The sequence below is a fragment of the Novosphingobium sp. SG720 genome, assembly GCF_012275365.1.
Lineage (GTDB): Bacteria > Pseudomonadota > Alphaproteobacteria > Sphingomonadales > Sphingomonadaceae > Novosphingobium > Novosphingobium rhizosphaerae.
This window is the reverse complement of the sequence record NZ_JAAZQN010000001.1, coordinates 40123-59809: the sequence shown is the minus strand read 5'-3', so window position 1 is coordinate 59809 and position 19687 is coordinate 40123. Positions and strand designations below refer to the sequence as shown.

Sequence of the window (19687 nt, the reverse complement as noted above, 5' to 3'; positions counted from 1 at the left end):
GCCAGTGTCCCTGCCCTGAGCGGGATCGTATGAGGGGTTTTCCACGATGTCTGCGCCGTTTCGCTCCGTTTCGACGCTCGCCCTGGCCGTGGCCGGGCTTTCCGCCATTTCCGCCGCAGCCCAAGGCATGCCGCTGCCGGTAGCCACCATGCCAGCCGTGACCGTGCATGTTCCCGCCCAGGGCGTGGCCGACGCCGTGCACCAGTTTGCCGCCCAGGCCCATGTCCAGATCGTGGTGGCCGGGACGGTCGCCCAGGGGCACCGCAGCGTGGCCGTGGACGGCACCATGGACGTGCCCACTGCCCTTGCCCGCATGCTGGGCCGCACCGGCTTGGTCGCCCGGCGCACCGGCGAAGGGGTGTTCGTGATCGTCGCTGAAAAAGGGGCCCTTATCCCCGCGGCCGCCGATGCCGCGATCGCGCCGGGCGCAGCCGAAGGTGAGCCCGAAGGCTCCATCATCGTGACCGGCGTGCGCGCCGCCCAGGAAGAAGCGGCCGCCGAAAAGCAGGGCGCGCTCAACACCACCGAAACGCTGCGCGCGAACGACGTGGGCAAGCTGCCCGACCAGAACGTGGCCGAAGCGATCAAGCGCCTGCCCGGCCTGTCTGTTGCCAACGACCAGGGCGAAGGCCGTTATGCGATCGTGCGCGGCATCGATCCGGGCCTGCTCAACGTGACGCTCAACGGCCAGACCCTGCCCGCGCCCGAACCCGATGGTCGCCAGGTCAAGCTGGACGACCTGCCCTCGGCGATGATCCAGGCGGTGACTGTCACCAAGTCGGTGCTGCCCAACCAGGATGCCAATGCCATTGCCGGCGAAGTGGCGATCCGCACGCGCACCGCGTTCGACAGCAAGGCCCCTTTCACGTTCGACGCGCGCGGCGCGCTGGGCCGCTATAGCCTCAATCACAAGACCGCCTGGGAAGCCGATGGCACCGTGGGCGGCCGCTTTGGTGCCGACGAGCAGTTCGGCGCGGTGGTCTCGGTCAACTACTCGCGCCGCAATATCGAGAGCGAGAACTACCAGGGGTCGAGCGCCTGGTCGGGTGGCCTGCCCGATGGCAATGGCCTGCGTGACTACAACCTGACGCGCACGCGCCTGGGCGTGGTCGGCAATTTCGACTGGCACCCTTCGCCCACGGCCAAGATCTATCTGCGCACCAGCTATAGCGAATACAAGGACAACGAAACCCGCGACCAGAACCGCCTGGCGATCACCAATTCCACCACGATGGCCGCCACGGCCACGGTGCTGGTGCGCCGCCGGATCGAGAACGACAACACGCGCTCGGCCACGCTGGGTGGCGAATTTTCCGAAGTGGCGGGCGGCACCCTGTCGCTTTCGGGCGGGTGGACGCGCGCGGTGAAGAACGACCCGCTGCGCAGCGAATTCACCTATTCCACGGCCAAGGGCGGCGTGACCACGGCCTATAACGGCAGCACCTATCCCTATACGCTGGCCGCCACCACCGACGTGTTCAACACGCCTTCGGCCTTTACCTTCAGCAAGGTGAATTTCGAAACGCGCCACGCAGCCGAGGAAATCTGGCAGGGGCGGATCGACTATACCCACCCGGTGGGCGAAAGCATGACGCTGGCCGTGGGCGCCAAGCTGCTCTCGCGCGACAAGACCGACGACCACGACCGGCAGGACTACAAGACCACCGGCAAGATCGGCAAGACCGGCGGCGCGCTCAGCGACGTGGACTATACCGGCGACACCAGCTTCATGGGCGGGCAGTTTCCGTTCGGCACGCGGATCGACTACAGCGCGGCCAAGGCCTGGTTCGATGCCAACCCCACGCAATATGCGCTGGATAGCAGCGGCACGATTTCCGACAGTCTTTCCAGCGACTATCGCGTGAAGGAAGATATCGTGGCCGGCTATGCCATGGCCACGATCAAGACCGGGGCACTCACCCTGGTGCCGGGCGTGCGCATGGAGCACACGGTGGACAAGGCCTATGCCAAGATCGTCGATGCCACCTCCACGCTGGCCGATGGCTACAACAGCTATGGCCGCAACAGCTATACCGACTTCTTCCCCGGCCTGACCGCGCGCATCGACGCGGCGCGTGGCCTGGTCATCCGCGGCGCGGTGACCACCTCGATCGGGCGGCCCAACTATCCCGATCTCGCGCCCTATGTGATTGCCGATACCAGCGGCACCGTGCCGGCCGTCTCGATCGGCAATGCCGATCTCCAGCCTTATCGCGCGATCAACTATGACGCCGGGGTGGAATTCTATCCGGCGCCCGGCGCGATCCTTTCGGCGGGCTATTTCCACAAGGATATCCACAACCCGATCTACAGCTACGGCCAGACCGAAACCAACGTGACGCTGGGCGGCACGCTCTATGCCAGCGCGCTGGTCACCCAGCCGATCAACGTGGACCGCGAACAGCTTTCGGGCGTGGAATTCAACGTGCAGTACCAGTTCACCCAGTTGCCCGGCTTGCTCGGCGGCTTCGGCATCTCGGCCAACTATACCCACGTGTGGGGCGACGCGCATGGCGGGCAGGTGCGCAGCGGGGCCATTCCGCTGGCCTACCAGTCCAAGAACGTGGGCAACGTCCAGGTGTTCTATGAAAAGTACGGCCTGTCGGCGCGCGTGGCGTTCAACTACCGCTCGTCGTACCTCGATACCCTGGGCGACAGCGCGGCAACCGACCAGTATACCGATGGCAATGGCCAGCTCGACGTGCATGTGGCCTATCAGATCAAGCCGGAGGTGACGGTGTTCGGCGATGCCACCAACCTGACCGATGCGCCCTGGCGCCGTTATCAGGGCGTGAAGAGCCAGTTGATCGAACGCGAGCACTATGGATCGATGGTGCGCGGCGGCGTGCAGGTGCACTTCTGATGCGCGCACGCTGGATGGCAGGGCTTGCCCTGCTCGCGCTGCCGGGTGCAGCTGGCGCGCGCGCGCCGGCGCCCACGCCCGCGCCCACGGTGGAGCAAGTGGTGGTGGTCATGCGCCATGGCGTGCGCCCGCCGACCAAGGACCCGGCCATGCCCGCCGGCTTTGCCAGCCAGGCCTGGCCGGCCTGGCCCGTGGCGCCCGGCTGGCTCACGCCCCACGGTGCCCGCGCCGTGGGCCTGCTGGGCACGGCCGATGCGCGCTTGTTCAAGGCCCAGGGCTTGTTGCCCGCACGCGGCTGCCCCGCACCGGGGCGCCTGGTGGTGGTGGCCGATAGCGACCAGCGCACGATTGCCACGGCGCAGGCCTGGACGCGCACCCTGGCACCGGGCTGCGCCGTAAAGGCCGACCATCTGGCGCAGGACGTGGAAGACCCGCGCTTCAACGCGATTGCCCATGGCCTGGCCCCGTTCGATCCGGCGGCAGTGGATGCCGGCGTGGCCCAGGCCGTGGGCCCTGGCGGCCTGGCCGCGCGCGACGCGCAGATGCAGCCGCTGACCGCGCGCCTCAATGCCATTCTGTGCGGCGCGGCCAAGACCGGCTGCGGCGTGAACCACAAGCCCACCAGCATCGCGCCGGCCACGCCGGGGCAAAAGCCCAAGCTGGCTGGCACGCTCGATCGCGCGTCTACTGCTGCGCAGATCCTGTTGCTGGAATATGCCGAGGGCAAGCCGATGCACGATGTGGGCTGGGGCCGGGCCAGCGCGGCTGACGTGACGGCGCTATCGCAATTCCATGCGCTGGAATTCGCGCTGCTGGCGCGCCCGCGTGCGGTGGCAGCACCCGGTTTTGCCGGGCTGGCGCCGATCGTGCGGCAAGGCCTTACCGGACCGGCGCGGATCACCATGATCGCCGGCCACGATACCAACGTGGCCAACCTGGCCGGGTTGATCGACGCGCATTGGCAGGTGCCGGGCTTTGCCGCCGATGACCCAGCGCCGGGCGGTGCCTTCATTATCGAACGGCTGCGCGGCACCGGCGGCCGGCCCCTGGTGCGCGTGCGCTATCGCGCGCAGACGCTCGACGCGATCCGCACCCTGGCGCCGCGCGCGCCGGTGAGCGTGCCCGTGCCGCTGCCCGCCTGCGCGCTGCCAGGCCAGCCCATGGTTTGCCCGCTGGACAAGTTCCTGGCGCTGCTGGGATGAACAAAAAGTCCCCCGCCTGGCATGCCGGGCGGGGGACAGTCGTGCGTACCTGGTAGAATTGGCTTTAGAAATTGACCGTAGCGGTCAGCACCACGCGCGAGGACGAGATCGAGGCGCCGTCCTGCGTCTGGAACTTGGTGAAGTTGGGCCGCAGATAGGCCGCATCGGCATCGCTGATGTCGGTATCGACATAGGCGACGCCCAGCACGACCTTGCCCAGCGCCAGGTCTGCACCCACCAGCCAGTCGAAATAGGAACCGGTCGGCGCCACGCTGGTGCCATTGGGGCCAAGGCCGGGATTGCCCTTGGAATAGCCCAGGTGCCCCTTGAGCGTGACCGGCGTGGAAGGGATAGCGCCGCTGACATCGCCCCAGACATAGAGGTTGTCGTTCTTGGCGCCGGGGTGATCGGGCGTGCCTTCGACATAGCTGGCACCCGAATCATACCACTGGCCCAGCGCCTGCTGCTTGGGCGCATAGGCCACGCCCGCCAGGGCCGAAACCGGGCCAACCGTGCCCGACAGCTTGACGAAGGGTTCGGCAAAGTCGGTCTTGTTGGCGCCGCCCGGATACATGTACCAGGTCAGGCCCACGTCCAGCGTGGCCGCGCCAAAGGTCTTCTTGAACCCGCCGATGGCATCGAGTTCCAGGTTGGGACCACCGAACGTGCCCCAGCCGGCCAGGTTCGAACCCCAGGTGCCGACATAGAAGCCGCTTTCATGGGCGATCGTCACACCGGCCTGAAGCGCAAAGCCATTGTTCGACTGCGATACGCCGCGCAGGCGATAGTCGGTCACCACGGCAGCACTGCCGGAAATGGTGATGGCCGAAGGCGGCGCGGTGTCTTCCGCCTTGGCGGCGCTCGCCACGGCCATGGAAGCACCGGCCAGCGTGGCGGCCAGGGCAAGTCGGCCGGCCCGGCGGCGTGCAGAGCGTTGAATCATCGGAATCGTCCTTCCCTCACGGTCATCGAAAACGGTTCCGCCTGCGTATCGGCGCCTGCCCGTCTCGGATGATGGCAAGGGAAACCCCGGTCATCTCCGGCAGCAGGTTGCGCCGATGAGACCGGGGTTAGGCTGCGATGCTGTCTGCTCCTTGTCCCGATTGAGACGAAGTATTGCTGTGTTTCTGCTGTGGCTTTGGCGCCACAGTGGTAGGCCTGCGGCACCGGCCGCAAACCCAAAAAGTCCGATCACTCGGGCAGGGGAATGAACTCGTGCTCTTCGGGCACGTGATCGAAGCGGTCTTCCTTCCAGTCCAGCTTGGCCTGCTTCAGCCGATCCGGGCGGGAGGAGACGAAGTTCCAGAAGATGTGGCGCTTTTCGGGAAACGGCTCACCGCCCATCAGCATCACGCGCGCGCCGCCCGTGCTTTCGATTACCACTTCCGCGCCGGGCTTGAGCACGATCAGTTCGTTGGTGGCGAACTGGCCGGTCTGGCCGCCCACGGCGATTTCGCCGGTCACCACATAGAGCGCGCGCTCCACATGCTCTGCCGCCACGCGATACCGGCCGCCGGGCGCGATCACCAGTTCTGCATAGACCAGGTCCGACAGCGTCTTGACCGGCGAGGCCAGGCCATCGACTTGCCCGGCGATCAGCGTCAGCCGCGTGCCATCGTATTGGCCAGTGGGGATTTCATCGGCCTTGTGATGGGCAAAGGCAGGATCTGTTTCCTCGGCATGGGTGGGCAGCGCGACCCAGGCCTGGAGGCCGAACAGCGGGCCGCCACGGCTGCGCATCTCCGGGCCGGTGCGTTCGGAATGGGTGATGCCGCGCCCGGCGGTCATCCAGTTGACCTCGCCGGGGCGAATCGCCTGGACCGAGCCGAGCGAATCGCGGTGGAGAATTTCGCCTTCCACCAGATAGGTCACCGTGGCGAGGCCGATGTGCGGATGCGGGCGCACGTCCAGCCCTTCCCCGCCGGCAAAGGCAGCCGGGCCCATCTGGTCGAAGAAAATGAACGGCCCCACCATGCGGCGGTGGGCCGAAGGCAGCGCGCGGCGCACCTTGAAGCCTTCGCCCAGATCGCGAACCGGGGGCAAAAGGGCAAATTCGATGCCCGGCACATCGGGGGTGCGGATGGTCATGGGAGAGTTCCTCGTTTGCGCCCTTGCCGGGCCGTGACCCCGATTTAGGCGTTCAAAGCATTCAAGGAAATCCTGATATGACGCTTCAAATTGTTCAGGTTTGTTGGACAGATCGGGTAAGCGGCCGCCCGCGCTCGGCCATCCGCCCCAGCACGAGGCCCAGGGCCAGCACCCCGGCACCGGCAAGGGCGCCGGGCCCCAGTTGGGTGAGCGAGGACCACAGCATCGCGGCCGACAGGGCCATGAATGCCACGGGGAACAGCGGGAACAGCGGGGTGCGCACCGGCCAATCATGGCCGGGCATGGTGCGGCGCAGACGGATCAGCGCGGCCATGCCCAGGATCACGAACAGCCAGTAGACCGGCGTCATGTAGTCCACCATGGCACCAAAGCCGCTTTGCGACAGGCCGGATATGGCGGTGAGCAGCAGGGAAAAGCCACCAACCGCCAAGGTGGCGCGCGCCGGCGTGCCGCGAAGATCATGCCAGTTGCCAAGTGCCTTCAACGCCGGCAGATCGCGCGCCGCCGAGGCGGTGACCCGCGAACAGACGATGAGCGTGGAATTGATGCTGCTGATCGCCGAGATCGCCACGATGCCCACGGTCAGCCAAGCGCCTGCCGGGCCAAACGCCGTGCGCGCAAGATCGGCGCCGGGGGCCGTGCTGGCCGCCAGCCCCGCCAGGCCAAGGCCACGCAGCAGCGCCCAGTTCATCATGCAATAGATGGCCATGAGCAGCGCCAGTGCGCCGATCACGACCGCCAGCATCGCCCGCTTGCCGCCGCGCACTTCGCCCGAAAGCGTGGCCATGTCGCTCCACCCGCCATAGGCCAGGAACACATAGATCAGCGCCACGCCCACGCTGCCGCCGCCATGGGCCAGCGGGGCAGAGGCGGGCGCGGGCACCAGCAGCCCCGCCGCCGTAACGCAGGCGAAGCCGACGGCGACCGTCGCCACCAACAGGGCCTGCGTCAGGAATCCCAGCCGCACGTGAACGAGGTTGAGCCCGGTCATCGCCGCGACGATGGCCAGCGCCAGCACGGTCCGCCCGCCATGGCCCAGTGGCCAGAGCGCGGCGGCATAATCGGCCAGCAAGTGCGCCATTAGCGCGATCCACCCGGTGTGCATGATGGCAAAGCGCGACCAGGCATAGAGCGCGGCCAGCCGCCCGCCCCAGGCCCGGCGCAGGAAGCTGTATTCCCCGCCCGAATCCGGAAAGGCGGCGGCCATTTCGACATAGCACAGCGCGCCCACCATGGTGACCAGCGCGCCCGCGATCCACAGCAGCAGGACGTGGCCGCCCGGCGCATTGGCCGCCACTGTGGGCGCGGTCTTGAGGCTGTCGGTGGACATCACCATGCCCAGGGCCACGAGCATGGCCTGCGGCACGCCCAGGTGCGCGCGGGGGCCAGAGCGAGTTGGGCGAGTGGGGGAGGACGTGGTCAAGCAGGCACTTTCAAGGCTGGGGGCCATGATCTGGAATGTCCCTAGTGCGCGATTGCCACAGTATGCGCAAGGATTGGCCAGTTTTGCAGAGCTCATTTGACCGAATAATACTCAAGTCCCTAGGTGGAATTTTCCGCTCTCCGTTGCATCTGGGGTTTGTGTGGCTTTTTCCGTAGCTTATCATCGTATGCCGCTGCGCCTGGCGCTGGTTTCGCTCGGCCTTTCCGTCAGTCTACCCGCGCTTGCCGCACCCCAGGCCGATGCGCCGGCGGTGGACGCAGGCACCAGCGGCGATGCGATCATCGTGACCGGCACGCGCGAAAGCGGCCGCCTGGCCCGGCAGAGCGCCACCCCGATCGACGTGGTCAAGGCCGACACGCTGACCGCCACCGGCCAATCGAACCTGATCGATTCGCTGCGCAACGTGCTGCCCTCGTTCAGCGCGCCGGCAGTGGGCTATGACGTGGGGGCCCTGGCGCGCACCTTTGCCCTGCGTGGCCTTAGCCCCAGCCAGACGCTGGTCCTGGTCAACGGCAAGCGGCGGCACCTTTCATCCAGCATCTATGCCGACAGCGACCCCTCGCAGGGCTCGAACGTCGTCGATCTCGACATGATCCCGCTGGCCGCGGTGGGCCGGGTGGAAGTGCTGCGCGATGGCGCGGCCGCACAATACGGCTCTGACGCCATCGCTGGGGTGATCAACGTCATCCTCAAGGACGATGCCAATTCCGGCGGCGTTTCGGTGCAGGGCGGCAAGTATTATGCCGGCGACGGCACGGCGATCCAGGCCAACGCCGACAAGGGCGTGGGCTTCAAGGATGGCAGCGTGCTGCATCTGTCGGCCGGCTATCGCTATCAGGATTTCACCAATCGCAGCGGCGACAGCGGCGGGGTGCAGCCGGCCAAGGTGCAGGGCCTGCCGCGCTCGGTGGTGATCAGCGGCGGCTATGACTACACCCGTCCGCTGGGCGAGACGCTCGATCTCTACAGCTTCGGCACTTATGCCTGGCGCAAGGCGCGGGCCAACGAGAATCCCCGCCAGCCAGGCTGGTTCTCCGATGCAGTCGACGCGATCTATCCGAACGGCTTCACCCCGCAGGAAACGCTGAACGAGCACGATTTCAGCGTGACCGGCGGCATCAAGAGCCATGGCGACTGGGCCGTGGACCTCTCCACCACTTATGGCCGCGACGTGGTGCGTTTGCGCAACATCAGCACGATCAACCCCGATCTGCTGGCCGATACCGGCAATGCCCAGACCGACTTTTATGTCGGCGGTTTTGCCGCGTCGGAATGGACCAGCAACATTGACGTCAAGAAGCAGTTCGACGTGGGCCTGGCCGGGCCGGCAACGTTCGCGTTCGGGGCGGAAAATCGTTATGAAACCTACGAAATCCGCGCCGGCGAAGCGAACTCCTATTATTCCGGCGGGCCGCAGGCGTTCCCCGGCTTCCGCCCTTCGGACGCGGCCGACGTGCACCGCAACAGCGTGGCCGGCTATGCCGACCTGACGCTGCGCCCGGTCAAGGCGTGGGAGCTTTCGGGCGCCTTGCGCTGGGAGCACTACAACGGCGTGGGCAGCCGCCTCAACGGCAAGATCGCCAGCCGCTATGACGTGACGGATGGCTTTGCCCTGCGCGGCAGTGTCAGCACCGGGTTCCACGCGCCCACCCTGGCGCAGCAGAACTATTCGGCCACGACCGTCACCACCGGCTATGCCTCGATCCAGCTGCCGCTCGGCTCGCCCGGCGCCAACCTGCTGGGCGCCCCCGCGCTCAAGCCCGAAACCTCCACCAGCGCCAGCCTGGGCTTTGTGGCCGAGCCGGTGCGCGGGCTGGCGATCACGGTCGATGCCTATCGCATCAACGTGAAGAACCGGATCATCGAAAGCGCCTATCTCTATGGCGATCTGGCCCAGGCGGCTATTGCCGCCAACGGCACGACGATCCCCGCCGGGCTGGAAGCCGACAACGTCAGCGCGGTGTTCTTTACCAATGGCGTCGACACCCGCACGCAAGGGGTGGACGTGACCGCCAGCTGGACGATGCCCACGTCCGTGCTGGGGACGGTGCGCTGGGATGCGGGCCTGGCTTATGTCGATACCACGATCCGCCGCGTCCACGCCGCGCCCGCCGTGCTGGCCGATGCGGGGCTCACCCTGGTCGACGCCGTGCAGCGCACCAACCTGACCACCGCGACGCCTTCGTGGAAAGCCTCGCTTGCCGCAGCGTGGAGCAGCGGGCAGTGGGACTTCACGCTGCGCAACACGTTCTACAGCAATGCCCGCCAGGCCCAGGGCTATGCCGAACCCTATTACATCATCGACACTGGCAGCCGCGTGATCACCGATATCGACATCGGCTATCGCTTCAGCCCGCAAGTGCGGCTGGGGGTGGGTGCCAACAACCTGTTCGACGTGCACCCGCGCGCAATCGACACCGCGACCGGCCAGGCGCTCAACTACGACCGCTATTCGCACGTCGCGCCTTATGGCATCAACGGCGGGTCCTATTACCTGCGGCTGACGGTGAGCCTGTGAGCGTATTGATCCTGGATGGCGGCACCGGCCGCGAACTGGCGCGCATCGGCGCGCCGTTCCAGCAGCCCGAATGGTCTGCCCTGGCGCTGATCGAGGCGCCGGAATTCGTGGGCCAGGTGCACCAGCGCTATGTCGATGCCGGGGCCGACGTGATCACCACCAACAGCTATGCCGTGGTGCCGTTTCATATCGGGCAGGACCGGTTCGACGCGCACGGCCTGGAATGGGCCGGGCTGGCCGGGCGCCTGGCGCGCGACGTGGCCGATGCCGCTCCGCGCCAGGTGGCGGTGGCCGGATCGCTGCCGCCGGTTTCGGGATCGTACCGCCCCGACCTGATCGACCTGGAACGCAGCCGCACGGTGCTGTCGGTGCTGGTGACCGCGCTTGCGCCCCATGTCGACCACTGGCAGGCCGAAACGCTTTCCGCCATTGCCGAAGCGGAACTGGTGGCCGACCTGATCGCGCCCACGGGCAAGCCCTTGTGGCTTTCGTTCACCCTGGCCGACGAAGACCCGGCAGCGCCTGTGCACTTGCGCTCGGGCGAAAGCGTGGCCGATGCCGCGGCAGCGGCACAGCGGCTGGGCGCCAAGGCGCTGCTGTTCAATTGCAGCCAGCCCGAAGTGATGGCCGCTGCGGTGGGACAGGCCAAAACCGCGCTGGCGGGCAGCGACGTGGCCATCGGCGTCTATGCCAATGCCTTTCCCCCGCAGGGCGCCGATGCCGAAGCGAACAGCGGCCTCAGCCCCATTCGCGCCGACCTGACGCCCGAAGGCTATGCCGCCTTTGCCCGCGCCTGGGCCGGCGAGGGCGCGACGATCCTGGGCGGATGCTGCGGCATTGGCCCTGAACATATCGCCGTGCTGCGCCAGGAACTGGCCGCCCGTTCCTGACAACGAAACTGCCCCCACCGGCGCCATGGGCCAGTGGGGGCAGCGGGCGCCTAGCGCCATCCTGAGAGCCCGGATGGGGGTAGGCTCAAAGGAATCTGCGTTTGGTCAGGTCATCCCGCGTGCGGCACCGCGCGCAAGATCGGTTCGGGCCCCGACACGGTGACCGCATTGCCCTGCTGGCGGCGGCGCGACAGCCATTCGCCCAGGGTTTCGGCGGTGGTGTGGTCGATCGCCTTGACCCGGCCCAGATCGAGGTGGACGCGGCGATCGGCCGGCAGGTCTTCCAGCACGGCATTGAGCTTGGTCAGCCGCAGGAACGTGGCCGCCCCCTTCAACTCGACATTGGTGGTGCCGTCATGTTCGTGACGATGCACCCCGAGGTTGAGATGCTTCATGTGCGGCAGCAGTTCCACCAGCGAGAGCGCCATGCCCACCAGCACGCCGGTGAGAAGGTCGGTCGAAACGACCAGGGCAAACGTGACGGCCCAGATTGCCGCCGGCAGCGCGCCATAGTTGGCGAACAGGTGCTTCACATGCTTGAGGCTGACAAGCTTCCAGCCGGTGACGACCAGCACGCCGCCCAGCGCCGCCATCGGCACTTCACGCAGCAGCCAGGGCAGCAGGGCCACGAAACCCAGGATCCACACGCCGTGGAGCACGGCCGACCAACGGCTTTGCGCGCCAGCCTGGACGTTGGCCGAAGAGCGCACGATCACGCCGGTCATCGGCAACGCGCCAACCATGCCGCACAGCAGGTTGCCCACGCCCTGGGCGCGCAGTTCCTTGTTGTAGTCGGTGCGCACGCCGTTGTGCATGCGATCGACCGCGGCGGCCGAGAGCAGGGTTTCGGCGCTGGCGATAAACGCGATCGCCACGGCCGAAACCAGCAGCGCGGGCTTGGCCAGCAGCGGATCGAGGAACGCGCCACCCGGCGCGGCAAAGGCCGCTGCCAGCGAGTCGGGCACGGCAATGCGCGCGACCGGCAGCTTGAACACCGCCGCCACGACCGTTGCCGCGACCACGCCGATCAGCGCGCCAGGCACCAGGGCGAGCGCCTTGGGCTTGAACTTTTCCCAGGCGAGCATGCCGCCGATGGTGATCAGGCCCAGCACCAGCGCCATTTCGCTGGCCTGCCAATCGAACGGCGACAGGCCCAGCACACGCGCCGGGATCATCGACAGGTTCGACAGGCCGTTGGACATCGGCTTGGCATCGAACAGGATGTGGAACTGCCCCACCACGATCAGCGCACCGATCCCCGCGAGCATGCCATGCACCACGGCAGGCGAAATCGCGCGGAACACGCCGCCCAGGCGTGCCACGCCGGCCACCAGCTGGATCAGGCCGGCAATCAGCAGCACCGGGCCCAGCGCAGCCAGGCCATTGTCACGCACGAATTCAAAGACGATGACGGCCAGGCCGGCGGCCGGACCGGACACCTGAAGCGGCGACCCGGCCAAGAGGCCCACGACGATGCCGCCGATGATGCCCGTCACCAGGCCCTTTTCCGGCGGGACGCCCGAAGCGATGGCGATGCCCATGCACAGCGGCATGGCCACCAGGAACACCACGATCGACGCGGTGAAATCGCGAACGAGGCCGCCCCTCTGGGGGGCAGCCTCGGGCGATGCAGCGATGGCTGCCTGGCTCATTCGGCCGCCTCCGCCAGAGCGGGTTCGCTGGCGAAGCGGGTGCGCGCCGCAAGGGCCACCGGCAGGGGCCGGTCTTCACGCAACGGCACGAACTGGCCGGTATCGCCATCGAGGCCGAGCACCTGGCCCGCGCCGATATCGACGAACCAGCCATGCAGCGACATTTCGCCGCGTGCAATCGCCGTGGCCACCGACGGATGGGTGCGCAGATGATCGATCTGGGCGATGATGTTCTGCAGGCTCACCGCGCGCACGCGCTCGGTGCCGTGGAGGTGGGGCGAGCAGCTCGACACGACATGCTCTGCCGCTGCGCCATGGCGCAGCCAGGCCACCACGTTGGGCATGCCCTGCGGCGGTTCGGGGGCAGCCAGCGCCTTCATCGCACCGCAGTCGGAATGGCCGCACACGATGATGTCACGCACGCCCAGGGCGACCACGGCATATTCCACCGTGGAAGAAACACCGCCGTTCATGGTGGAGTACGAGGGCACCATGTTGCCCGCGTTGCGGCACACGAACAGGTCGCCAGGCTGGGCCTGCATGATCTGTTCGGGCACAATGCGCGAATCCGCGCAAGAGATCATCAGGGCCTTGGGCGCCTGGCCATGGGTGGAAAGCTGCCCGTAGAGTTCACTGCTCTGCGGAAAGACGGTCTTCTCGAAACTGAAGACCCGGCCGATGAGTTCGTTCATGATTGCTACCCCATCCTGGTTGTTCGCCGCAGCATGAAAGCCGCAGCGCTTGCATCAGGGAGGTAAGGCACCGGCTTTGCCCGGTTCCGTCGGAACTGTAAGGAACTATTTCCGCGCTGCGGCATGCGGCTGAGGCGTCTTGAGCGGCAGACGAACCGTGGCGATCAGCCCGGTTTCCCCAACGCTGCCGCCCATGCTGGCACTGCGATTGGCCAGGATCAGCGTGCCGCCTTCGGCCCTGATCGCGCGTTTCACGATGGCCAGGCCCAGGCCCATGCCGGGCGTATCGCGGCCGCGCGCGGCATCCAGGCGCACGAACGGCTGGGTCACCTCGTCGAGCCGGTCGGACGGGATGCCCGGCCCGCGATCGGCCACCACCACTTCGGCAAAATCACCCGTGCGGCGCACTGTCACTTCGACATGCCCGGCATAGTGCAATGCGTTTTCCACCAGGTTGCCAAGCGCGCGACGCAGCGAGACGGCCCGGGCCTGGATCACCAGGCTATCCTCGCCTTCGTAGCGGGCGTCGCCGCCGTGGTCATAGGCATTGTCGACCAAGGTCATGGCCATGGCGGCCAGGTCAACCGGCTCGGCCGGGATCTGGCGCCCTTCGCCTTCGACATAGGCCTGGAGCGAGGCGAGCAAATGCATCATCTCGTCGATGTCGTGCACCATGTCGGCCTGGGTTTCGCGATCGATCCCGGCATCGTCGAGCCGCAGGCGCAAACGCGCCAAGGGCGTGCGCAGATCGTGGCCAATCGCCAGCATCGACTGGGTGCGGTCCAGCATCTGGCGATAGATACGGCTCTGCATGCGGTTGAAGGCGCGAATCAGCCGGCGCACTTCATCCGGGCCACGCTCGATCAGCGCCTCGGGCGGGCCGGCACCGACCCGGCCGGTGGCCGAAACCAGGGCCTTGAGCGGGCGAATGGTGGCGCGAAACAGCACCCAGGCCAAGACGACCAGCAGCGGCGTTGGCAAAAGCAGCACGGCAAGCCGGCCGGCGTTGAGCGTCCAGGCCTCGCTCGCCTGGGTGCGGAACACCACGCCCGTGCCGTCCTTGAGCAGCATGGCGCCGTTGACCGAGCCGGGCGAGGCGAGCGAGCGCAGCGAAAAGCGCGGATCGCCCGCGGCCAGTTCGGGCGCGGCGTCCAGCACCTGCGCGCGCAGGCGATCAAGCGGCAAGGCATCGTCGGCGTGGGCCAGGCGCGGCTTCCACGCCAGGGAAAAGCGCGGGGACGAGAGCCGTTCGGCCAGCGCGGGGCGCTGCGCGGGCTCTTCGGCTTCCAGCGCACGGCTGGCGATCACCAGGTTTTCGGCAATGCGTGCGGCATCGTCGCTGCGCAGCGCGAAATTGCTGGCGCGGTCGAACAGCACCGCGTTGGCGCCGAAATCCATCGCCGCCATCAGCACCAGAATAGCCAAAAGCCGCTCCGGCAAGCCGAAGCGGCGCATGGCCCGGCGCAGCCACAAACCGCGCCGAGGGATCATGAAGGCATGGCGCTCAAGTGCGCGTGACCTGGGCCTTGAACATGTAGCCCACGCCGCGCACCGTCGCGATCGGGGCTTCGCCACCGGCCGCTGTCAACTTGCGGCGCAGCCGCGACACCAGCACGTCGATGCTGCGGTCGGAACTGTCGCCCAGGCGGGTGCGCGACAGCTCGATCAGGCGTTCGCGCCCCAGCACGCGCTGCGGCTGGGCCACGAACGTCGCGAGCAGATCGAACTCCGCCCCGGTCAGATCGACCATCACGCCGCCCGGCGCATGCAGTTCGCGCCGCGCGAGCGACAAGGTCCACCCGTCGAAGCGGATTTCGCTGGCCCGTTCGCCCGGTTCGGCCGAGGCAAGGCCATCACCGCCCTGCCCGCCGCGGCGCAGCACGGCACCCACGCGGGCCACCAGTTCGCGCGTGCCGAACGGCTTGGCCAGGTAATCGTCCGCACCCAGTTCCAGGCCGAGCACGCGATCTTCTTCACTGCCGCGCGCGGAAATGAAGATGATCGGCACGTCGCTCAGCCGCCGCAGCTTGCGGAACAGTTCAATCCCGTTGGTGCCGGGCAACATGATGTCCAGCACCACGAGATCGGCTGGTGCGCTGTCGAGCAGCACCCACATTTCCGCACCCGTGGCGGCCGGGCGCACTTCATACCCATGCTCGCGCAGGGCGCGGGCTGTCAGCGTGCGGAGGGGGCCGTCATCTTCGACTAGGACGATGGAGGGGGCAAGACGTGTGGCCAGCATGGCTGTGCTACGCAGATGCGCTCCTTTGGTTCCCGGCTCGGTCATGAGCGCGGTCTCAGCGCGCATCCTCGCGCACCGGCGCCTTGGCAGCAGGTGCGGTTTCCCCACCGATTTCGGTACGGCGGAAGCAACCACGGTTCTTGCTGGGATCGGGATGGCAGGCGACCACGGCAACGCGGGCACCGCTGGCGGCAGGGGCGGCGGCAGCCGGCTTGACCGCATCGGCCGGGCGGCACAGCGAGGGACGGCCGGGGGCACCCTGGCAGACCGGAGCCTGGGCGGCAGCGGCAGTGGGCGCCGCCAGCAGCGGGGAAGCGGGCGCAGACAGCGAGGCGAGGGCGAGAAGCGAGGCGATGATCATGGGACACTCCGTTCCATTCGTTGTTGTGTCCGAGGTAACATCATGCCCTTTGCGCAATGGGTGCGCCTTCGTGAAGAAGTGTTGCTGCGCAAGAAAAGATTGCGTCTTCATGTCTGCCGTGGCGCAGCATGCGGCCCAAAGCGCCGACAATCCGGGGGTGGGGCAGTGCCTGCACCACCGCACCCGCTGCGGCAGGCGATTACGTTTCGTTGCGGTTGCGTGTCTCGATCGCGGGTTCGGACAGCGGCCGGCCGGCCTTGCCGGGGTCTGCAGCAAAGCCGTGCAAGCCCAGCCACCATTGCAGCGCGATCACCGCACCCTTGGCCGGTTGCAGCAGGCCCAGCACCAGGGTGACGGTCATGACCAGGCACAGCGCCAGCATCACCGGCCACGACAGCGCGGTGTGCAGGCCCAGCTCGATGATCACCGGGGCCATGACATGGCCGGTGACCAGGATCGCCAGATATGGGGGGAAATCATCGGCGCGATGGCCGCGCCAGTCCTGCCCGCAGGCGGGGCAATGCGCCACCGGCCGCAGCCAGGCGGCAAACAGCCGGGCCCCGTCGCAGCGCGGACAGTGTCCCCGCCCCCCGCGCCACAGGGCCTGTGCCAGGCTGCGCGGGGGAACGTGGGTCATTTCGTGGCGAACGGGTTCTTGGGGCTGCGCAGCGTGAGCCGGATCGGCACGGCATCAAAGCCGAGTTCGCGGCGGATGCCGTTGACCAGATAGCGGCGATAGCTTTCCGGCAGCTGGTCGAGCCGCGTGCCGAACAGGACGAAGCCGGGCGGGCGCGTCTTGGCCTGGGTGATATAGCGCAGCTTGATGCGGCGGCCACCGGGCGCGGGCGGCGGATTGGCCGCCAGGGCATCATCGAACCAGCGGTTGAGCGCGGCGGTGGGCACGCGCTTGCTCCAGGCATCGCGCAGGCTGAACGCGGCCGACAGCAGACTGTCCAGCCCCTTGCCGGTGCGCGCCGAAACCGCCACCAGCGGCACCCCGCGCACCTGGGCCAGCCCGTCGTCAAGCGCCTGGCGCACGCCGTTGAACAGGCCGCTGGCATCCTCGGCCACGTCCCACTTGTTGATCGCGATGATCAGGGCGCGGCCTTCTTCGAGCACCATCGAGGCGATCTTGAGGTCCTGGTGTTCGAGCCCACGCGTGGCATCGAGCAGCAGCACGACCACTTCGGCAAAGTCGATCGCGCGGCGCGCATCGGCGACCGAGAGCTTTTCGAGCTTGTCGACCACTTGCGCCTTCTTGCGCATGCCGGCGGTGTCGATCAGGCGAATCGGGCGGGTTTCGCCATCCTTGGGATCGGTCCAGCTCCAGTCGATCGCGATCGAATCGCGGGTGATCCCCGCTTCGGGGCCGGTCAGCAGGCGGTCTTCGCCCAGGAAGCGGTTGATCAGCGTGGATTTGCCCGCGTTGGGCCGGCCCACGATGGCAAGCTTGAGCACGGCCTTGGGATCGTACTCGATCTCCTCGTCGCTCGCCTCGCCCGCGTCTTCCGGCGTTTCGCCGATGTGGGGCAGCAGCGCCTCGAACAGATCGCCCATGCCCTCGCCATGCTCGGCCGAAACGCCCACGGGATCGCCAAAGCCCAGCGAGAACGCTTCGAACAGGCCATGGTCGCCGGCGCGGCCTTCGGCCTTGTTGGCCAGGAGAATCACGGGAATGTCGTGCCCGCGCAGGTAACGGCCGATTTCCTCGTCCAGCGGGGTGATCCCGGCGCGTGCATCGATCACGAACAGCGCGACATCGGCCCCTTCGAGGCTGGCTTCGGTCTGCTGGCGCATGCGGCCGGGCAAGCTGGCGGGATCGTCGTCTTCCCACCCGGCGGTGTCGACGATGGTGAATTCAAGGCCCAGCAGCGACGCATCGCCGAAGCGGCGATCGCGGGTGACGCCGGGCTGGTCGTCAACCAGCGCCAGCTTCTTGCCGACAAGCCGGTTGAACAGAGTGGACTTGCCCACGTTGGGCCGTCCGATGATGATAACCTGGGGACGCATAGCCCCCGTTGGCCCGGCTTGGCGGCAAAGGCAAGCGGGCGTTGCATGCATGCAGCCAAGGCGGGCCAATCGTATCCGCGTGGTTAACCAATCTGATCAGGCAGCCATTGACCATTTGCCGGCACAACGGCGGCATGGTGTGGTGGACAAGAACAAGGCCCCTGGGCCTGGCCGCGGGGGCGGCTCTGATCGCCGGGCTGATGGCCCCAGGGGTTGCTCGCGCCGCCCCGATCGCGCTGATTCCCGGGCCTGAGCAGGGAGATAGCGCGCCAGCGGACACGACCGGCGCCCTGCCCTATCTGCAATGCGTGCCCTATGCGCGGCAGGTTTCGGGCATCAAGCTCTATGGCGATGCCCACACCTGGTGGGACCAGGCAGAAGGCCGCTATGAACGCGGCTTTACGCCCAAGGCCGGCGCGGTGATGAGCTTTCATCCCTTTGGCGCGATGCGCCTTGGCCATGTCGCCATGGTCAGCAAAGTGATCGATTCGCGCACGGTGCTGTTGCGCCATGCCAACTGGTCACCCATCAACGGCACCCGCGGGCAGCGGGAAGACGACGTGCGCGCGGTGGACGTTTCGGATGCCAACGACTGGAGCGAAGTGCGCGTGTGGTTTGCCCCGATCCAGGGCCTGGGCACCACGCACTGGCCGGTCGATGGCTTCATCTACAACCGCGCGCCTGCGCGCCGGCCCAATATCGGCCTGGGCGGCCCGCTGCGGCTGGCCAGCGCCACGACGGCAGCCCCGCGCCAGACATTGCTGATGGCCCGGGCACCGGCGACCGCGCGCGGCCGCATCGATGCAGATTTCCTGAAAGGGGTGGCCGATGAACCCGCAGCGGCCACCACCACGGTGGCCAGGCGTGCCCCGGCCCCGCGTACGGTGCCGGGCAGCATGGCGCGGACGGCGCTTTCGGATGATCCGATCGGCCGCATCATTGCCAGCCGGATGGGCGGCGCAGCGGCCAGTACGTTGGCCAGCACTGGGCGCCTGCGCTGAACGCAGGCACCCGGCACCAACAGAATCAGGCCTTGGCCACGGGGGCGTCTTCGCCCAGGTCTTCATACCAGGCTTCGACGGCGCCTGAGAGCTTGAGCGTCAGCGGGTTGCCCTTGCGGTCCATCGTCTTGCCGGCCTGCACGCGCACCCAGCCTTCGGAAATGCAATATTCTTCCACGTTCTTGCGCACCGTGCCCTTGAAGCGGATGCCGACGCCACGCGTCAGCTTATCGGCATCGAAGAACGGGCTGCGCGGGTTGATCGCCAGGCGATCGGGCGGCACATCGCCCGAAGCGGCAGGCGCGGGAGCGGACGTGGCAGTGGTGTCCACAGTTTCGGTGCCCGCGTTTTCGGGCGTTTCGATTGCATCGGTCATGTGTGTGCGAAATATCTTTACGTGCCCACTTGTCAACGCTGTGCAAGGCCGTTAGAGGCCCCCTCCACACCCGGGCGGCCCCAAACGGCCGCGGCGGGACGCCATCGAGGCGGGCGCGTAGCTCAGCGGTAGAGCACACCCTTCACACGGGTGGGGTCACAGGTTCAATCCCTGTCGCGCCCACCATGATCTCCTGAACATCAAGAGGTTATGGTTTCATCCCAGATGGGATGACGGCAGCGTTTCGCAACGCGCCAATACGGATATCCCCTTTCTTCGCCATCGCCACAGACAGGCTTTGCGGCCATTGTGCCGCCGTGCGCCCTG

The 19687-nt window shown here is 67.3% G+C and carries 16 protein-coding genes and 1 tRNA gene; 6 read left to right on the top strand and 11 right to left on the bottom strand.

The features are described 5' to 3' along the window. Positions 1-46: 46 nt before the first annotated feature. A complete protein-coding gene (locus tag FHW94_RS00250; RefSeq protein ID WP_246865831.1) occupies positions 47-2863 on the top strand; it encodes a TonB-dependent receptor in 2817 nt (938 codons plus the stop codon). Further along, positions 2863-4065, top strand: coding sequence for a histidine-type phosphatase (locus FHW94_RS00245; protein WP_168553812.1), 1203 nt, complete (start codon positions 2863-2865; stop codon positions 4063-4065). The genes FHW94_RS00250 and FHW94_RS00245 overlap by 1 nt, the downstream gene beginning before the upstream one ends. A 64-nt stretch (positions 4066-4129) precedes the next feature. Here FHW94_RS00245 and FHW94_RS00240 read toward each other — a convergent pair whose 3' ends face one another. From FHW94_RS00240 to FHW94_RS00230, 3 genes are all read right to left on the bottom strand, one after another. Next, positions 4130-5008, bottom strand: coding sequence for a TorF family putative porin (locus FHW94_RS00240; RefSeq protein WP_168553811.1), 879 nt, complete (start codon positions 5006-5008; stop codon positions 4130-4132). A gap of 248 nt (positions 5009-5256) precedes the next feature. Further along, positions 5257-6153, bottom strand: coding sequence for a pirin family protein (locus tag FHW94_RS00235; RefSeq protein ID WP_168553810.1), 897 nt, complete (start codon positions 6151-6153; stop codon positions 5257-5259). Positions 6154-6247: 94 nt separating this feature from the next. After that, complete coding sequence (locus tag FHW94_RS00230; protein ID WP_246865830.1) at positions 6248-7597, bottom strand: APC family permease; 1350 nt, start codon at positions 7595-7597, stop codon at positions 6248-6250. Positions 7598-7757: 160 nt separating this feature from the next. On the opposite strand from FHW94_RS00230, the gene FHW94_RS00225 reads away from it, so the two are divergent. Both FHW94_RS00225 and FHW94_RS00220 read left to right on the top strand, forming a co-directional pair. Beyond that, positions 7758-10136: a TonB-dependent receptor gene (locus FHW94_RS00225; protein WP_210425424.1), complete on the top strand. Its 2379-nt coding sequence runs from the start codon at positions 7758-7760 to the stop codon at positions 10134-10136. Then, complete coding sequence (locus FHW94_RS00220) at positions 10133-11026, top strand: homocysteine S-methyltransferase family protein (protein ID WP_168553808.1); 894 nt, start codon at positions 10133-10135, stop codon at positions 11024-11026. Before FHW94_RS00225 ends, FHW94_RS00220 begins: the two co-directional genes overlap by 4 nt. A gap of 110 nt (positions 11027-11136) precedes the next feature. Here the strand turns inward: FHW94_RS00220 and FHW94_RS00215 are convergent, their stop codons facing one another. The 7 genes from FHW94_RS00215 to der form a co-directional block, all read right to left on the bottom strand. After that, positions 11137-12678 (bottom strand): SulP family inorganic anion transporter, encoded by a 1542-nt coding sequence (locus tag FHW94_RS00215; protein WP_168553807.1) that lies wholly within the window; start codon positions 12676-12678, stop codon positions 11137-11139. Beyond that, positions 12675-13370 carry a carbonic anhydrase gene (locus tag FHW94_RS00210; RefSeq protein ID WP_168553806.1) on the bottom strand — a complete coding sequence of 232 codons (696 nt, stop codon included), beginning with the start codon at positions 13368-13370 and terminating at the stop codon, positions 12675-12677. Before FHW94_RS00210 ends, FHW94_RS00215 begins: the two co-directional genes overlap by 4 nt. 105 nt (positions 13371-13475) lie before the next feature. After that, a complete protein-coding gene (locus tag FHW94_RS00205; RefSeq protein ID WP_246865829.1) occupies positions 13476-14861 on the bottom strand; it encodes an ATP-binding protein in 1386 nt (461 codons plus the stop codon). A gap of 13 nt (positions 14862-14874) precedes the next feature. Further along, on the bottom strand, positions 14875-15612 hold the full coding sequence (locus FHW94_RS00200) for a response regulator transcription factor (RefSeq protein WP_168553805.1): 738 nt from the start codon (positions 15610-15612) through the stop codon (positions 14875-14877). Positions 15613-15667: 55 nt separating this feature from the next. Beyond that, positions 15668-15973 carry a hypothetical protein gene (locus tag FHW94_RS00195; RefSeq protein ID WP_168553804.1) on the bottom strand — a complete coding sequence of 102 codons (306 nt, stop codon included), beginning with the start codon at positions 15971-15973 and terminating at the stop codon, positions 15668-15670. A 199-nt stretch (positions 15974-16172) separates the two neighbouring features. Then, positions 16173-16610, bottom strand: coding sequence for a DUF983 domain-containing protein (locus FHW94_RS00190; RefSeq protein WP_168553803.1), 438 nt, complete (start codon positions 16608-16610; stop codon positions 16173-16175). Next, complete coding sequence (der, locus tag FHW94_RS00185; RefSeq protein WP_168553802.1) at positions 16607-17983, bottom strand: ribosome biogenesis GTPase Der; 1377 nt, start codon at positions 17981-17983, stop codon at positions 16607-16609. The genes FHW94_RS00190 and der overlap by 4 nt, the downstream gene beginning before the upstream one ends. Positions 17984-18090: 107 nt before the next feature. Here der and FHW94_RS00180 point away from each other — a divergent pair, with 107 nt between their 5' ends. After that, a complete protein-coding gene (locus FHW94_RS00180) occupies positions 18091-18984 on the top strand; it encodes a CHAP domain-containing protein (RefSeq protein WP_349237412.1) in 894 nt (297 codons plus the stop codon). 25 nt (positions 18985-19009) lie between these two features. Here the strand turns inward: FHW94_RS00180 and FHW94_RS00175 are convergent, their stop codons facing one another. Continuing rightward, the gene (locus FHW94_RS00175; RefSeq protein ID WP_168553801.1) at positions 19010-19360 is read right to left on the bottom strand and encodes a DUF3297 family protein; all 351 of its coding nucleotides are present in this window, start codon (positions 19358-19360) and stop codon (positions 19010-19012) included. 111 nt (positions 19361-19471) lie between these two features. Between FHW94_RS00175 and FHW94_RS00170 the strand changes: the two genes are divergently transcribed. After that, positions 19472-19546, top strand: a tRNA-Val gene (locus tag FHW94_RS00170). The last annotated feature ends 141 nt before the right edge of the window (positions 19547-19687 follow it).

Bases quoted from the DNA above. Each gene is read 5' to 3' on its own strand.
- der (WP_168553802.1), bottom strand. From the start codon at position 17,983: ATGCGTCCCCAGGTTATCATCATCGGACGGCCCAACGTGGGCAAGTCC.
- FHW94_RS00245 (WP_168553812.1), top strand. From the start codon at position 2,863: ATGCGCGCACGCTGGATGGCAGGGCTTGCCCTGCTCGCGCTGCCGGGT.
- FHW94_RS00215 (WP_168553807.1), bottom strand. From the start codon at position 12,678: ATGAGCCAGGCAGCCATCGCTGCATCGCCCGAGGCTGCCCCCCAGAGG.
- FHW94_RS00205 (WP_246865829.1), bottom strand. From the start codon at position 14,861: ATGATCCCTCGGCGCGGTTTGTGGCTGCGCCGGGCCATGCGCCGCTTC.
- FHW94_RS00190 (WP_168553803.1), bottom strand. From the start codon at position 16,610: ATGACCCACGTTCCCCCGCGCAGCCTGGCACAGGCCCTGTGGCGCGGG.
- FHW94_RS00250 (WP_246865831.1), top strand. From the start codon at position 47: ATGTCTGCGCCGTTTCGCTCCGTTTCGACGCTCGCCCTGGCCGTGGCC.
- FHW94_RS00200 (WP_168553805.1), bottom strand. From the start codon at position 15,612: ATGCTGGCCACACGTCTTGCCCCCTCCATCGTCCTAGTCGAAGATGAC.
- FHW94_RS00235 (WP_168553810.1), bottom strand. From the start codon at position 6,153: ATGACCATCCGCACCCCCGATGTGCCGGGCATCGAATTTGCCCTTTTG.
- FHW94_RS00195 (WP_168553804.1), bottom strand. From the start codon at position 15,973: ATGATCATCGCCTCGCTTCTCGCCCTCGCCTCGCTGTCTGCGCCCGCT.
- FHW94_RS00240 (WP_168553811.1), bottom strand. From the start codon at position 5,008: ATGATTCAACGCTCTGCACGCCGCCGGGCCGGCCGACTTGCCCTGGCC.
- FHW94_RS00175 (WP_168553801.1), bottom strand. From the start codon at position 19,360: ATGACCGATGCAATCGAAACGCCCGAAAACGCGGGCACCGAAACTGTG.
- FHW94_RS00210 (WP_168553806.1), bottom strand. From the start codon at position 13,370: ATGAACGAACTCATCGGCCGGGTCTTCAGTTTCGAGAAGACCGTCTTT.